Source organism: Streptomyces himastatinicus ATCC 53653, assembly GCF_000158915.1.
Classification (GTDB): Bacteria; Actinomycetota; Actinomycetes; order Streptomycetales; family Streptomycetaceae; genus Streptomyces; species Streptomyces himastatinicus.
In genome coordinates, this window is the sequence record NZ_GG657754.1 from 4,069,446 (window position 1) to 4,085,511 (window position 16,066).

At 69.5% G+C, this 16,066-nt stretch carries 11 protein-coding genes; 4 read left to right on the plus strand and 7 right to left on the minus strand.

Annotation, left to right across the window (positions count from 1 at the left end; genetic code table 11):
• Positions 1-25: 25 nt before the first annotated feature.
• Entirely contained in the window at positions 26-1,642 is a 1,617-nt protein-coding gene (locus SSOG_RS16595) for an N-acyl-D-amino-acid deacylase family protein (protein ID WP_009715393.1), read from the plus strand.
• 664 nt (positions 1,643-2,306) lie between these two features.
• Here the strand turns inward: SSOG_RS16595 and SSOG_RS48515 are convergent.
• Positions 2,307-3,665 carry an NsdA family TPR-like regulatory protein gene (locus SSOG_RS48515; protein ID WP_009715394.1) on the minus strand — a complete coding sequence of 453 codons (1,359 nt, stop codon included), beginning with the start codon at positions 3,663-3,665 and terminating at the stop codon, positions 2,307-2,309.
• Between the two features lie 1,899 nt (positions 3,666-5,564).
• Here SSOG_RS48515 and SSOG_RS16605 point away from each other — a divergent pair.
• From SSOG_RS16605 to SSOG_RS16615, 3 genes are all read left to right on the plus strand, one after another.
• Positions 5,565-6,530: a radical SAM/SPASM domain-containing protein gene (locus SSOG_RS16605; RefSeq protein ID WP_009715397.1), complete on the plus strand. Its 966-nt coding sequence runs from the start codon at positions 5,565-5,567 to the stop codon at positions 6,528-6,530.
• A 107-nt stretch (positions 6,531-6,637) separates the two neighbouring features.
• Positions 6,638-6,997: a hypothetical protein gene (locus tag SSOG_RS16610; RefSeq protein WP_009715398.1), complete on the plus strand. Its 360-nt coding sequence runs from the start codon at positions 6,638-6,640 to the stop codon at positions 6,995-6,997.
• Positions 6,998-7,378: 381 nt separating this feature from the next.
• The gene (locus SSOG_RS16615) at positions 7,379-7,981 is read left to right on the plus strand and encodes a hypothetical protein (protein WP_009715399.1); all 603 of its coding nucleotides are present in this window, start codon (positions 7,379-7,381) and stop codon (positions 7,979-7,981) included.
• A 26-nt stretch (positions 7,982-8,007) separates the two neighbouring features.
• Here the strand turns inward: SSOG_RS16615 and SSOG_RS16620 are convergent, their stop codons facing one another.
• From SSOG_RS16620 to SSOG_RS16645, 6 genes are all read right to left on the minus strand, one after another.
• A complete protein-coding gene (locus SSOG_RS16620; protein ID WP_245606310.1) occupies positions 8,008-8,658 on the minus strand; it encodes a TetR/AcrR family transcriptional regulator in 651 nt (216 codons plus the stop codon).
• Positions 8,655-10,661 (minus strand): CocE/NonD family hydrolase, encoded by a 2,007-nt coding sequence (locus SSOG_RS16625; RefSeq protein WP_009715401.1) that lies wholly within the window; start codon positions 10,659-10,661, stop codon positions 8,655-8,657. Before SSOG_RS16625 ends, SSOG_RS16620 begins: the two co-directional genes overlap by 4 nt.
• A gap of 449 nt (positions 10,662-11,110) precedes the next feature.
• The gene (locus SSOG_RS16630; protein WP_039937813.1) at positions 11,111-12,817 is read right to left on the minus strand and encodes a dipeptide ABC transporter ATP-binding protein; all 1,707 of its coding nucleotides are present in this window, start codon (positions 12,815-12,817) and stop codon (positions 11,111-11,113) included.
• Complete coding sequence (locus SSOG_RS16635; RefSeq protein WP_009715403.1) at positions 12,817-13,731, minus strand: ABC transporter permease; 915 nt, start codon at positions 13,729-13,731, stop codon at positions 12,817-12,819. The genes SSOG_RS16630 and SSOG_RS16635 overlap by 1 nt, the downstream gene beginning before the upstream one ends.
• Positions 13,728-14,687, minus strand: a complete 960-nt coding sequence (locus tag SSOG_RS16640; RefSeq protein WP_039941186.1) for an ABC transporter permease — start codon at positions 14,685-14,687, stop codon at positions 13,728-13,730. Before SSOG_RS16640 ends, SSOG_RS16635 begins: the two co-directional genes overlap by 4 nt.
• A gap of 5 nt (positions 14,688-14,692) precedes the next feature.
• Positions 14,693-16,066, minus strand: a 1,374-nt coding sequence (locus SSOG_RS16645) for an ABC transporter substrate-binding protein (protein WP_009715405.1), incomplete at its 5' end; no start/stop codon positions are given.

Here is a 16,066-nt window from a genome sequence, read left to right on the forward strand (position 1 = left end):
CCGGCACACAGGAAGAAGGCACCGCATGGACCTCGTCATCCGCGACGCGCGCGTCATCGACGGCACCGGCGGTGCCGCCTTCCGGGCCGACGTGGCCGTGGACGGCGGCCGGGTCGCCGCCATCGTCCCCGAAGGCGGCGAACGGCCCAGCGCCCGCCGCACCGTGGACGCCGCCGGCCTCGCCCTCTCCCCCGGGTTCATCGACATGCACGCGCACAGCGACCTCGCGCTGCTCCGCGACCCCGACCACTCCGCGAAGGCCGCCCAGGGCGTCACCCTCGAAGTCATCGGCCAGGACGGCCTGTCGTACGCCCCCGTCGACGACGGCACCCTCGCCCAGATCCGTACGGCCATCACCGGCTGGAACGGCGACGGCTCCGACATCGACTTCACCTGGCGCACCGTCGGCGAGTACCTGGACCGCCTCGACCACGGCTTCGACGGCCAGGGCATCGCCGTCAACGCCGCGTACCTCATCCCCCAGGGCACCGTCCGCATGCTCGCCCTCGGCTGGGAGGACCGCGACGCGACGACCGCCGAGATCGCCCGGATGAAGGAGCTGGTGGCCGACGGCCTGGAGCAGGGCGCCGTCGGCCTGTCCTCCGGGCTCACTTACACCCCCGGCATGTACGCCACCGACTCCGAACTCACCGAGCTGTGCCGGGTCGTGGCGGCGTACGACGGCTACTACTGCCCGCACCACCGCTCCTACGGCGCGGGCGCCCTGCGTGCGTACGAGGAGATGGTGGCCCTCACCCGCGAGGCGGGCTGCGCGCTCCACCTCGCCCACGCCACCATGAACTTCGGCGTCAACAAGGGCCGCGCCCCCGAACTCCTCGCCCTGCTCGACACCGCGCTCGCCGACGGCGCCGACATCACCCTCGACACCTACCCCTACCTCCCCGGCTGCACCACCCTCGCCGCCATGCTGCCCAGCTGGGCCGCCGAGGGCGGCCCCGACGCGATCCTCGCGCGGCTGCGCGACGACGCGACGGCGGAGCGCATCCGCCATGTCGTGGAGGTCGAGGGGGCGGACGGCTGCCACGGTGTGCCCATCGAATGGGACCGGATCGAGATCTCGGGCGTGAACGACCCGTCCCTCGGCGGCCACATCGGCAAGACGGTCGCCGAGAGCGCCCGCGAGCGCGGCGAGGAGCCGTGGACCACCGCCCGCCGCCTGCTCCTCGACGACCGGCTCGGCCCGACGATCCTCCAGCACGTCGGCCACGAGGGCAACGTCCAGGCGATCATGAAGCACCCCGTCCACACGGGCGGCAGCGACGGCATCCTGCACGGCGCGAAGCCCCACCCCCGGGCGTACGGCACCTTCCCCCAGTACCTGGGCCGTTACGTCCGCGAACTGGGCGTCCTGTCCCTGGAGGAGTGCGTCGCCCACCTCACCGGCCGCCCCGCCGCCCGCCTCCGCCTCCCCGACCGCGGCCAGATCCGCGAGGGCTACCGCGCCGACCTCGTCCTCTTCGACCCGGACACGGTGGCGGCGGGCTCCACCTTCGAGACCCCCCGCACCTTCCCGACCGGCATCCCGCACGTCCTGATCGACGGCCGCTTCGTCATCGAGGACGGCCGCCGCACGGACACCCTGGCGGGGCGTGCCATCCGCCGCGTCACCCGCCGGCAGTAGGGCCCGGCTGCCCGCCCCGCCACCGCGACCGTGATCGCGCGCAACGGCGACAACAGGGCCTCCCCTTACGCCAGCAGCAGGGCGAGTGAGCTGGCCACGGCATGGCCGCATTGCGACGGCCGTATCCCCCGCAGCACCAAGACGTCCGCCTAAGAAACTGCTGCTGTCGCGGCTTACGAGGTCCCGGCCGAAGCAGACGTGCCGCCTGGCTGTCATCGTCCGCGGGAGACCACGCGAGTCCACACAAGAAAAGCCAGCTGCACCGCTTATCACGGCAAGTAGCTGGTACGGCACTCGCTCAACAACCACGTGCAGCACACCCCAGTGCAGCTCCAGGAAGGGGCGAGGGGTTCGATGCTCTGCGCGTCGCGATGCCATGCTGACCTCCGGCTAGTCGGGGTTAGCACGGTCGCGAACGATCCGTGACTTCCACGGTGTACCCGAGAGCCTTCTCAGGCAAACCCGCGCGCCTCACCTTACGTCGAATGGTGGGGCGCCCAACTCGGGCTTATGGAAATCCACTTTCCTCAGCGCCCCGATCAGCGCCGCAGGCGCAACGAGAGCGACGGTCCCGAGGTAGTGAAGGCTCCGGCAACAAATCTCCGGATGGCCCTCCGACTACTGTATTCAAGACCGCCGTCAAATGCTGTCACCACCAGGGCCCCTACGTCCTGGACTTCGCATGCCGATCTGCCGAGATCCCGCGAGCCCGTTCGTAGACTTCTCGTGCCGTCGAGTTGGACTGGTACGCCCGGAGGAGCTCTTGTATCTTGCCCACTCGTTCGTCAACTCGGCTTGAGTGAACTTTAGGGTACTCCTTGAGCACACGATTCCACGTACCGCAGGCGGCCTCCAGGTGGCCCATCTCTAGCTGACGCTCCGCCAACATGGTGTTGAAGATAAGTCCGGACCTGCGACTATCGGTGGCGTCGCGTAGGCGGAAATGCAGTTGAAGGGACGAAACGCTTCCGGCTACATCACCAAGTCCATACCTCACCTGGGCGACGTGATAAGCCAGCGTGGCCGGGCTGTATCCGCCGAAAGTCCCTGCCTGACTCTCTGCTTTTTCCATAGCCATCTCAGTTTCCCGGATGCTTTGGAGAGCGTTTGCGCGATTGCCAGCCACCGCGTAGGAATGTGCCTGTTGCCCTGCGAAGAAGGCTCGCATTCGAGGCCCAGAATTGGGGGATGCAGCAGAGGCGGCACTTGCCAGACGTGAGGCCGTGACGCCGTGTCCAAGGTCTACGGCCTGAACCGACATGCCTCGAAGAATGTGGCAATACGTCGAGTGATCTCCACTGGCACCGGCCAACTCCAAGCCCTTGACGTAATACCGTTGTGCGAGCCCGTGATGCCGCTCGTCCACTGCCATCCAACCGGTCAAGTAACATAGGAACGAAGTGGCGGAGAGCATGGCCTTGCGAACATCGCTGGACGCCTCCGCTTTCAAGAAGGGGGCAACTGTGTTGGCCATGAACGCGGCGGCCATCGGCCTCGCGTAGCGGCCGCCGAAGTCGTCGTCAAGCTCTGAGAGGCGGTCGGTCATCGCCGAAACGGCCTCAACGTCGGCCCTTCCGATACGCCGAACTTGACCTGTTTGAACGGCCTCCATGCGTCCGACGATGTCGGGCCACGCTGGGATGGTCAGAGCGACAGAGTAGAGGCCAGCGCTCAACACCCCTCGGCGAGACGGATCCATGTCGCTCCTCACGAGGTCTGCCAACTCGTCTACGGTACGTGGAAGCGTTCGATTGTCGGGAGTGGCGGCAGGGGCGGGAAAGTTGATCTCGGCCAGGGTTACCGGGCGGCCCAGTCTCCGCGCCAGGACTTCCGCGATGAACGGGCGCACTGCCTGACGTGGCATCGTGCCGCCTCGCCACTGACTCACTGACGGTTGGTCATAGCGCACAGCCACACCGGCTTCGGCCGCCAGCCGGTTGACCGCGCGGATGAACTGCGTATCGCTCAGACCTGACTCGTCAAGAAGCCTGGCCAGTGCGACGTTCGGCCCGCGCTTGCTCATGCGTCAGCTCCCCGAATTCTTATGACTCTCATGATTCGGCCCTTGCTCCACGGTACCGCCCTCCGTGCGCGCTGAGTTGTGCTTGGTGTGCACCCGGTAACCAAGGAGGAGTGAACCATGGCCGACTCGGAGCCCAGGCCCGGAGAGCCGCTGCGTGGTGGGCGCACGGATGGCGTCGGTGTCTACGTGGGCCAGTCCGATGTACCTCTCACGCCTTGTCCGCCCGGTGAGCGCCGCCCGGAGCCGCCCGAACCGGGCGCCGCCCCGCGAGCCACCGGGCATGGGGAGGCGGAGCAGTGAGAGTTCGCCTGTTACTGCGGCGAGTTCGGCAACTGGTCGCCCCTCGGCCGGGGAGGCATAGTGCGGCGCATCTTGCGACTGGCAACCCCGCCCGTCCGCCTCTTCCGACCACGGTGCGGTCACCGCCGGCCGCTGACCTGGCTTCTCTGCCACCCCCGGTACTCCACGCCCATACGTTGTCGCACCAGGGCAGGTGGACCGTCACGTACAGGGACCCTCCTACTCTGCACCTTCCCCGTGTCCCGGCTGAGGATCGCGCCCCGATTTTCTGGGACACCGACCCGGCGCCTCCGTACGTCCCGGCATTCGGTCCGGAGTGGTGGAGGGCCGAACGGTGAAGGTCGACTACCCCGAGAACGGCGAGCCCCCGATTCGGTCTGCTCTCTCTTGGCCCGTGTGCAATTCCGGCGAGCCGAAGTGCCCTGACGCCGCCGGTCCTGACGGCGGGCCCGAGCCCGACCAGGACGAGGACGGCGACAGCCCCCTGATGGCTCAGCTTCGGGAGTGCGTACGCAAGGACATCAGGCGTCGGAATCAATTCGGCCCGATGGGGCGGACGCTGTGACAGACGAGACGAGTAGGAACACCGCAAGCCAGTTCGCGGACACGCCGTACGAGGACTCACCAAAAGATTGGTGGACAGAGTACGGCGGTGTGAAAGACCTGGAAACCGGCATTGTCCACCTGCCTCGCACTGAACACCCGCACTGCCCTTTCGAGTGTCACATCTGCGACGCCACCGACGAACAGGCAAGACGCCAGTTGTTCAGGCGAGTTAGACGGGCCTTGAGGGCCGCAGCGGCCGTCATACTGGCCAGTGATTAGCTCCGTCCCTGCTGGACGTACTGAATTTGGGCCCCCGCCTTATTGGGGACCCCGGCAGGGGCGGGTACCACTAGAAAGGATCTCGCGCAGTGCACTCCCTACCCGGTCTACTCGAACCTCGAAGTGGACCAGTAGACCCCAAAACTTGCGAGCTGTGCGCCACGCTCCTGTCCAGGCTTGAGAAGTCTGGATACGAAAGAGACCTGGAACTCTTTCACTCGGTCATCAACGACATGGACGTGCACGCGACCTTCGGACACCCAGGAGACCGCCGCTATCCGGGACAGGGCGTTCACAGCGCGGGATCGGAAGTACATTCCCAGGCGAAGAAGAGGAAGTTGATTCATCGCGCCGCCCGGTGGCGCAGGGTATTCCGGTACAAGGTCCGGCCTCGTCGGTAACGAGGCCCCTCAAAAGGCTCCCGCTCGGCGGCTGCGTCATCCAACTGCTGCGTCCCCCTACTGGGGGGTGCTTTGGCGGAACTACTGATGTCCAGCCACCCGCCCGAGATTCCGTTCGAAACGCTGCTCGACCTAAACCCGTTCGCCATGTGCGAGCGCACCCCCCGGTGCGCCGGGTGGGCAACTCCCGCCCTGGTCGCCATCGCAACAGGAAGTGCTAAGCGATCAAGGCGGGGCCTCGCAACGATGAATAGCGCGCCATGGCGGCCGTCGCGTTGAGGACGTGGAACACCGACAGATTTCCGCCTGGGCCTCAACTCTGGGTGATTCCAGTGGCCCTGCGGGGCCGACTCTCAAACCTTTTGGAGCCGTCATGCGTGCCCTACCACTGCGTCCGCAATTCGCATGGTTAGAGATCACCGGTTTCTGCAACTTGAACTGTCGTCACTGCTACGCCAATTCGTCATCGCAAGGTGATCACGGAGACATGTCCGATGCTGATTGGATTCGCGTAATCGATCAGCTCAACGGCCTAGGCGTACGGGACGTGCAATTCATCGGCGGGGAACCGACGCTTCACCAGAGCCTGCCCGCGTTCATCCGGCATGCGCACAAGTACGCCATGCGCATCGAGGTCTTCAGCAACATGACCCACATCAGGCCGGAGGTCTGGGAAGCCCTCACCCTGCCCGGCGTCCGTCTGGCGTTCAGCTACTACAGTGACAACGAGACCGACCACGACGAGGTGACCGAGGTCCGAGGCTCCCACGCGCGCACGCGGGCGAACGTCGAGAAGGCACGGGAACTCGGAATCAAGATGCGCGGAAGTGTGATCCACGTACTTGAGGGACAGCGCGAGGCCAACGCGCATCACGAGCTTCTGCAACTCGGAATCCGAGACGTGCGGACCGATCACATCCGGCCGTTCGGCCGAGGCGCCGAGGGCGCATTTCCGCAGATCAAAGAACTCTGCGGAATGTGCGGGCGTGCGAAATTCGCTGTTCTGCCTGACGGGCGAGTGTCCCCGTGTGTGTTCTCCCGCTGGATGAACCTGGGCAACGTCCACAATCAGACGCTGCAAGAGATCTACGACGGCGTACCCATGCGGGCGGCCCGCGCCGAACTGGAAGCGGCCTTCCCGCACAGTGCCGTACGCAGCACTCCCAGTTGCCTGCCCGACTGCAATCCGTCCTTCGAGTCATGCAATCCGCAGACGGCCTGCGCACCGGATGCGGCTTGCGGTCCCACAGGCGAGGGAGACGGCAGCGCGGTGCCCAGGATGTCTCCTCGCAGGTCCGTGCGCTACGCCAACCCTTCCATCTCTCGCACTGACTGCTGAAACCGATCTGAGACGATATGGCCACGATCATGGGGGTACACGAGTAGCTTGATGCTGCCCCATCCCAAAGGGGCGGGAGCAAAGCCCTGTGAGTATGGAGTAGCCCCATGGACGCAGCGTCTTCGATCACCCTGTACCTGGCCCGGCGCGATGCCTACGCAGAGTTCCTGTCTGCCGCTGACGCGGAATCCAACGTGGCCTGGTTTCGCAAAGACGGTCGGTTCTCAGACGGGACCGAAGCGGTGGCCGCCGTCGATCGTGCGTATGCCGCAACCCGCGCCGCCTTCAACGTCATCGACGTTGAAGGGATCGGTCCCGTGAAGGAGGCCCGTACGGTGCTGGAGCAGCTCGCTGCTATGCACAGGGACGGGGGCGTCAACCCCGATTGGAAGGACTTCAAGGCGGCCCGTGAGAGCTTCGTGGTCGCTGCCAATCGCTACCTGAAGGGGATGCGGGGCGAAGACTGAACACGCGGCGCCCCCGTCATCCGGCGCGGATGGCGGGGGCTTCCTGCGGCTCTGGCCTGCTGATACGTCGCGCCCAGCTGCCGGAGTCGAGGTCACCGACCTGTCCTTCCGGTGCGGGGCCCGCCCGTGGTCGCCGGATATCGCCGCCTGGACGGCGGAGGTCTTCGCCGACGCCCTCCGCGACGCCGGTACGGCCGAACCGGTACTGATCACCGTCTCCGTCGCCCGAGCCTGTCGCACCGGCTCTCCCTGACAGGCACTCATGCCATGCGTCCGGGAGCGTTAGCCGGGCGTTAGCCGTACGGCGGCGGTTCGACAGCGGCGGCCGACAGTCTTGTTGTCACAAGCCCGAACCACCGCTTCGACAGATACGGGGACGCCATGTCGCACCTTTCCACCCTCCGCGCCCGCAAGGCCGCAGCCGCCGTGGCGATCGCCGTTGCCGCGCTGGGGCTCACGGCCTGCCAGGGCAATGAGAAGGACGCCTCGTCCTCGCAGGACCGCACCTCGGCGAGTGCCACCCAGTCCCCCGGTTCCTCGGACAAGGCAGATGGCAGCAAAGCCGCGAAGGGGGTCCCGAACAAGCCCGACGTGAAGTGCACCGACCAGATCGACTACGCCGGCGACGCCCGGGACAACGCCACGATCAACAGCATCGGCTCCGACACCGGCACCTGCCCGCCCGTCCAGAGCGACGAGTCCGAGGGCGACCAGTCCGAGGGCACCCCCACCGTCGACGGCGTGAAGTGCACCGACCAGATCAACTACGGCAGTGACTCCCGCGACAACGCCACCATCAACAGCATCGGCTCCGACACCGGCACCTGCCCGCCCGTCCGGGGCGACCAGACCGAGGGCACCCCCAACATCGAAGGCGTCAAGTGCACCGACCAGATCAACTACGGCAGTGACTCCCGCGACAACGCCACCATCAACAGCATCGGCTCCGACACCGGCACCTGCCCGCCCATCGAGAAGAAGTGAGCCCACGCCACACGCACCGCCCCCGCTCAGCCGCCCAGCTCCGCCTCCACGAAGCGCCGCAGGTGGCGGCGCGCGTCCTCGACGGTCAGGGCCGGGACCTGGCGCAGCCGCCGCAACGCCAATCCATCCGCCAGCGCGGAGAAGCGGAGGGTGAAGTCCGCCGGGTCGGCGCAGCGGAAGTCGCCCTCGGCGCAGCCCCGCTCCACCAGCGACCGGATCTCGCCGTGCCAGCTCTCGTACCGCTCGGCCGCCCCGCGGGCGAACGTCTCGTCGCGCTCGCCCGCGTTCCAGTAGTCGAACCACATCCGCCAGTGCCGGTCCGTGTCGTCCGTGAAGAGCGCGTCGATGAGCAGCCGCAGGCCCTCCGCGCCGCTGGTGGCGCGGTCGGCGGCCTCGGTGAGGGCGGCGTAGTAGCGCTCGATGTGCAGGACCATCGCCTCGGAGAGGACTTCCTGCACGCTCTCGAAGTGGTACGTGACGGTGCCGACGGAGACCCCCGCCGCGGCGGCGACCTCGCGCACCCCGACTCCCGCGGTGCCGCGCTCCGCGATGAGCGGGACGGCGGCCTCCACGATCAGGCGGCGCCGTACCTCGGTCGGCTGGCGGGTACGGGCCGAGGCGGCGACGGCGCGGCGGGCGGGGCGGCGGTCGGACGGGCGTTCGGAGGACGACGTCACGCGGACGTCCTCGGGATGCTGTGCTGCCATGCGCGGTTGGCCACTGTCTCTCCGTTCGCCCGTGCTTCGACGCTGCTGTCCATGATGAATTCCTCCGCCGTGGCGCGCAGTTCGGTCGTGGTACGGATCTCCGCGTCCCAGCCGTCGCGCCGCAGCCGGATGGTCCACCGCGAGCTTGCCACGGCGGACAGCGGGTCGCCGGAGCGGATGCGGTACGTCTCGCGGGCGCTCTCCTCGTACCGCAGCCCGTCCGGGTAGGTGCGCGAACCGCCGTAGTTGGGATCCACGTCCAGCACCCACTCCCCCGTGGCGACGTCATGGGTGACGGTCCGTTCGGGGCGGGGCTCGGCGGGGGCGTCCACGGTCACGGCGAGCGGCGGGGCCTGTTCGGGCTCCTCGAAGGTGATCGGCGGGCGCGAGGCGTCCGCACCCGGGTCCCGTACGGGCAGCAGCAGCGCGCTCTCCGCGGGCCGTACGGTGAGCTGTCCGCGCTCGCCGTGCGGCCACACCCACGGCCAGTACGCGTCGGAGACCGCGACCCGGATGCGGTGGCCGGGCGGGAAGGCGTAACCGGTCCCGTTCAGCTCGAACTCGACGTCCTCCTCACGCCCCGGCTCCCACTCCACGGCCTTGTCCCGGCCGTGCCGGGACATCAGGTTGAGCACCCCGCGGGTGACGAGGGTGGACGAGCCGTCGGGCGCCACGTCGCAGACGCGCGCGATGACATGGGCGCGCCGGGTCGCGCTGTCGAGGCGCAGCCGTACACGGGGGCGGCCCAGGATCTCCACCCGTTCGGTCAGTGGCGCCGAGTCGAAGCAGACCGAACGGCCGTCCTCCTCGCGCTGGTCCGGCGGCAGATCGGTGGCGTTGCCGAAGGGGAAGTAGCGTCCCGCGTCGAGGCCGGTGTGCAGCGGGGAGCGTACGATCACGGGTTCCGTGCCGCCACCGAGGGGACGTTCGTCCCAGGTCACGGACGGGGCGGGCCAGCCGTCGTCGCCGACCCAGCGGCCGGGCATCGTGTCGTACGAGGTGGCGGGCGGCACCGGGTCGTTGATCCAGGCGCGCAGCAGCGGTTCGTCCATGACGTCCGTGTCGGCGTCCTTGAGCCAGTGGTCCCACCAGCGCAGCGTCTCCTGGAGGAACCCGATCGCCGGGCCCGGCGGCAGCCCCCGGTCCGGGTACTGGTGCGACCAGGGGCCGATCAGTCCGCGTACGGGCGCGTCGAGGTGCTCCACCAGGCGCAGCACGGTGTCCCGGTACGGGTCCGCCCAGCCGCCGACCGCGAGCACGGCGGCGTCGACCGCCGCGTAGTCCTCGCACACGCTGCCGTGCCGCCAGTACGCGTCCCGCTCCTGGTGCGCGAGCCAGGTGTGCAGATACGGCTCCAGGGCGTCGAGCCGCTCCCGCCACATCGGCAGCCAGCGGTCCTCGCCGACGGAGGTGGGGTGCGGGGGGCGCGCGGTGAACGCCAGCATGGTGCCCGCCCAGGCGAGCATGTCGATGCCGAGGACGGCGCCGCCGATGTAGTGGACGTCGTTGTCGTAACGGTCGTCCGCGGAGCACACCGTGACGATCGCCTTCAGCGGCTCGGGGCGCAGGGCGGCGATCTGGAGCGCGTTGAAGCCGCCCCAGGAGATCCCGAACATCCCCACCTTGCCGGTGCACCAGGGCTGGGCGGCCAGCCAGTTGACGACGTCCACGCCGTCCGCCAGCTCGGTCTCGTCGTACTCGTCGCGCATCACGCCCTCGGAGTCGCCGCTGCCGCGCAGGTCGACGCGTACGGAGGCGTAGCCGTGCCCGGCGTACCAGGGGTGACGCTGGGCGTCGCGGGGGGCGGTCCAGTCGCTCTTGCGGTACGGGAGGTATTCGAGGAGGGCGGGTACGGGGGTGGTCTCCGCGTCTGTCGGGCGCCAGATGCGGGCGTGCAGGCGCGTGCCGTCGCGGGTCGGAATCCATACGTCCTCGACCCGTACCTCATGGTCGAAGGCTTCCCTGTACCTCACGTGTCTCCTCTACCTGGTGTTGTGTACGCCTGCGGCGGGCCGTTTCCCCACCCCGCCCCTTCCCGAACCGGGGGCAAGCCCCCGGCCCCCCGTCGCGGGGGCTCCGCCCCCTGCACCCCCGCCGGGGCTCCGCCCCAGGACCCCGCTCCTCAAACGCTGGAGGGGCTGGGATGTCCCGGCAGGGGGAATTCCATACGCGGGCTGAAAGCTGGGGCGCATCCGCCGTCGGCCCACGCTCCCCCGGCGGGGCGGATGTGCACCACGTTGTGGGCAATCGTTCCGCAGGGCGGAACGGGTGGGCACAACCCGGCCACCGGGCCGCACCCGGCGACGAAACCTCACGGGGCAACGCCCCTCCCGGGGCCTGGCGCCCGCGGGTGCACCCTGGGGCGCAAGCCCCCGCGGGGGCCGGGGCTGCGCCCCGGTTTCGGGAAGGGGCGGGGTGGGGGCTAACCATCCGCCGCCCGCCACCTGCGCACCCGGTGGCCACCGCCCAACTCGTCCCAGACCGCGCCCGCCTCCGCGGCGTCAGCCCACGCGTCGGCCACCCCGGCAGGGGCCACCGCATCCGGGTCGGGCTCCAGCGCGGCGGCCATCAGCTGCCGCGTATACGGATGGCCGGGGTCAGCGAACACCGCATCCGTCGGCCCCTCCTCCACCACCACCCCGTGCCGCAGCACCACCACCCGGTCCGCAATACCCCGCACCACCGCCAAATCGTGGCTGATGAAGAGACAGGCCAGGTCCCGCTCCCGCCGCAAATCATCCAGCAGCCGCAGCACATCCGCCTGGACGGACACATCCAGCGCCGTGGTGATCTCATCCGCGATGAGCACATCCGGCTCACCGGCCAGCGCCCGCGCGATGCCGATGCGCTGGCGCTGGCCGCCGGAGAGCTGCGCGGGGAGCCGGTCGGCGAAGTCGGGGTCGAGGCGGACGTCGGTGATGAGACGACGCGCCCGCGAAGCCACCTCGTCCCGCGAACCCCCCGCACCGAAGAACCGCAGGGGCCGCCGCACGGCGTCCCCCACCGAACGCCGCGGGTTCAGCGACGTATCGGCGTTCTGGAAGACGAGCTGGATCTTGCGCCGGAGAGCGAGCGGCCGCCGCCGAGCCGAGCCGCCCAGGTCACCGGACTCGTGGGTCATCGCACCCCCCGAGGGCGCCCGCAGCCCGGCCAGCGCCCAGGCAAGCGTGGACTTGCCACTACCCGACTCGCCGACCAGAGCGAGTACCTCGCCCCGCCGCACCTGGAAGGAGACACCATCGACGGCCCGGGACGAGCCGTAGTCGATCGTCACATCTCGTACGTCGACGGACCGAGCGGCATCGTCGGGCACCGGCCGCTTCGGACGGACCTCACGCGTCCCGTCCTCACCCACCAGCGCGAGCCCGGTGTCCGACAGCCGGGGCACACTGGCCAGCAGACGACGCGTATACGGATCGACGGGCGCGGCGAAGAGCCGCCGCGTGGGGGCGGCTTCGACGACCCGCCCCGACCGCAGCACGCACACCTCGTCGGCCATCCGCGCGACGACACCCAGGTCGTGGCTGACGAGAACGGCCGCGAGGCCGAGTTCGTCGCGCAGGGAGCCGACCAGGTCCAGCACGGAGCGCTGGGTGAGGACGTCGAGCCCGGTAGTGGGCTCGTCCAGCACCAGCACCTTGGGCCGGGTGGCGATGGCCATGGCGATGGCGACGCGCTGCTGCTGTCCGCCGGACAGCTCGTGCGGATAGCGGCGCGCGAGTTCACCAGGCCGCGGCAGCCGGACCTGCTCAAGAAGCTCCGTGACGGGCACGTCGCCGCCCGCCTCGGCGATCTGCCGCCCGATGCGCATGGAGGGGGTGAGGGCCTGGCCCGCGTTCTGGGCGATCATCGCGACCGTACCGCCGCGCAGCCGCCGCAACTCCCGCGCCGGAAGGGCGAAGACGTCCTGCCCGTCGACCCGCACCGTGCCACCCGTGAGCCGCGAGCCGTACCGCAGATGGCCCAGCAGGGTGGCGGCGACGGTGGACTTGCCGCTGCCGGACTCGCCGACGAGGGCGAGGGTCTCTCCCGGCGCGAGGTCGAACGAGACGTCGTGGACGACGGGGATCTCCCGCCCGCCCGAACGGTAGGCGACCCCAAGGCCCGCCACAGAGACGATGGCGCTCATCAGGAGCCCTCCCGGATGCGGTCGACGCCCCACGCCTTGGACAGGCCGTCGGCGGCGAGGTTGAGCCCGACGACGAGGGTGGCCAGGGCGATGATGGGCGCGAGGCTGGCCATCGGCACGACGGTGATGGCGGTGCGGTTCTCGGAGACCATGAGGCCCCAGTCGGGGGTGGGCGGATCGGCGCCGAAGCCGAGGAAGGACAGCGAGGAGATCAGCAGCACGACCCACGAGGCGCGCATGGCGAATTCGACGCACACCACGTCGATGATGTTGGGCAGCACCTCGCGCCGCAGGATCGCCCAGGTGCTCTCGCCGCGGGCGCGCGCCGCGGTGACGTAGTCCTGGGGGACGACGGCGAGCGCGGCGCCGCGGACAACGCGTACCACCTGGGGGACGCAGATGACGCCGATGGCCAGCACGATGACCCCGGAGCCGGTGCCCAGCGCGGTCACGATGACCAGCAGGACGAGGATCGCGGGAATGGACAGCACCGCGTCCAGGATCCGCATCAGCACATCGTCCAGCCAGCCGCCGCGCAGGGCGGCCGCGCAGCCGAGGACGGTGCCGAGCGCGATGGTGATGAGGGTCGCGGTGACGGAGACGCCGAGCGCGTACCGCCCGCCGTACACCACCCGGGTCAGCACGTCGCGCCCGTACTGGTCGGTGCCCGCCCAGTGGTCGGCGCCGGGCCCGAGCAGCGCGTGCGAGGCGTCGCCGACGGTGGGGTGGTACGGGGTGAGCAGCGGGGCGAGCAGCGCGATCACGAGGTGGACGGCGACGATCGCGAGCCCGATGGCGGCGGGGCGGGAGGAGCGTACGGTGCGCCAGGCGCGGGCGGCCGCGGAGCCGGAGGCCCCTGACCGGGCGGACGGTGCGGGAACGGGGGCCGGGGCAGGCGTCTTCAGCGCGCTCATCGGGTCCTCCCTCCTCGGGTGCGGAGCTTGGGGTTGAGGGCCATGGAGCCGAGGTCGGCGGCGAGGTTGCAGATGACGTAGACGACGGCGCTGATGAGGGCGATGGCCTGGATGACGGGCAGGTCGCGGTTCTGCACGGAGGTGAGCAGCAGCTTGCCGATGCCGGGGTAGTTGAAGACGTTCTCGACGACGGCGACGCCGCCGATCAGCCAGGCCACGTTGAGCGCGATCACATGGAGGGTGGGCAGCAGGGCGCCGGGCAGCGCGTGCCGGGTGACCACGCGCCAGGTGGAGAGCCCCTTGAGGCGGGCGGTGGTGACGTATTCGCTCGCCATGACGTCGATGACCGACGTACGGGCCATCCGCACGATGTACGCGGCCATCACGATGGCGAGCGACGCGGCGGGCAGCCACACCGCGGGCAGCAGCTGCCCGAACCCGGCGCCCGGCCCGTACAGCACCACGGCGGGCAGCACGGGGACGGTGACGGAGAAGGCGAGCACCAGCAGGGTGGCCACGACGAACTCGGGGATGGACATCCCGACCAGGCTGACCGTGGAGATCACGTGGTCGGGCCAGCGGTCGCGGTAGAGCCCGGCGAGGATGCCGAGGACGAGCGAGCCGGTGACCGCGAAGAGGACGGTGACGACGGCGATCATGGCCGAGTTGCCGAGGTACTGGGCGACCTCGGAACCCACCGGTTTGGTGGTGACCAGCGAGGTGCCGAAGTCGCCGTGCAGGGCGCCCTTGATCCAGTCGAAGTAGCGCTCCCAGGCGGGCTGGTCGAGCCCCATCTGCTTGCGCAGCGCGGCGACCGCGTCGGGGGTGGCGTCCTTGCCGAGCACCTGGGTGGCGACGTCGCCGGGCAGCGCCTGGACGGCCAGAAAGACCATGACGGAGGAGAGCAGCAGGGTGCCGAACGCGGCGACGACGCGGCGGACGATGAAGGTGAACACGCTGCTCACGCCCCCTTCAGGCCGATGCCGAGGTAGTCGAACTCGAAGCCGTGCTCGGCGTAGCCGCGCACCTTCCGGGAGATGCCGGTGAGCCGGTCGGCGAACATCGGGGTGATCGCCCCGCCCCGTTCGATCACCAGGGTCTGCGCCTGCCCGTACAGCTCGCGGCGGTGGCCCTCGTCGGTCTCGCGGCGGGCCCGGTCGAGGAGCGCGTCGAACTCCTTGTCCGACCAGGCGGTCTCGTTGTAGGAGGAGCCGCTGCGGAAGACCTGGTTGAGCAGCTGGTCGACGGGGCGCCCGGTGTACCAGTAGGTGGCCATGAGCGGCTTCTTCATCCAGATCTGGGTGTAGTACGAGTCGGCGGCCGCGGTTTTGACCCGGATACGGATCCCGGCGCGGGCCGCGGACTCCTGGTAGGCGAGGGCCATGGGCGTGAAGATCGGGTCGTACGAGGACGTGTAGAGGTCCACCGCCAGCCGCTCGTGCCCGGCCCGCTTCAGCAGATGGCGCGCCCGCTCGGGGTCGTGGGCGGGGTGGGCGGCGATGTGGGTGGGGTCGCTGGGCGGTACGGGGTTGTCCCAGCCGAGCGTGCCCGCGCCCTGGAGGGCGACCTTCCGGATGTGCTCGGGGTCGTAGGCGAGCTTCATGGCCTGCCGGACCCGTACGTCGGTGAAGGGCTTCTCGGTGGTGAGCATCGGCAGCACGTACCACTGGGCGTTCTTCGACCGGGCGATGGTGGCGCGGCTGGAGGCGGCGATGACGCGGGCGGTGGCGAAGTCCAGGTTCGTCTGGGAGAGCAGGTCGACCTGCCCGGCGAGCAGGGCGTTGGCCCGGGCCTGCATATCGGCGACGGAGAAGAAGTCGATGGCGTCCAGCACCGGGCGCCCGGCCCAGTGGTCCCCGTACGCCACGACCCGGCCGGGTCCGGCGGCGGTGAAGGAGGCCAGTTTGAAGGGGCCCGTGCCGATGCCGGTGCGGCCGATGGACTTGGCGCTGCCGTCGGGGACGACGTAGCAGTTGTAGTGGGTGAGCAGGCTGGGGAAGTCGGCGTGCGGGCTCTTCAGCGGGATCACGAGGGTGTGCGGATCCGGGGTGCGCAGCCGCTTGGGGTCCACGAGCGGGGCGAGCACCGGGCCCTGCGGGGAGGCGGTCGCGGTGTCGAGGATGTGCCGCAGGGTGTAGGCGGCGTCGGCGGAGGTGAAGGCGGAGCCGTCGTGGAAGGTGACGCCGCGGCGCAGCCGGAAGGTCCAGGTGCGGGCCTTGGCGTCGGGCTCCCAGGACTCGGCGAGGTCGGGGACGACCTTGCCCTCCTTGTCGACGCGGACGAGCCGGGTTGTAGAGGGCGCCGAGGTAATTCGTACGCGGACAGCGCGCTCGCC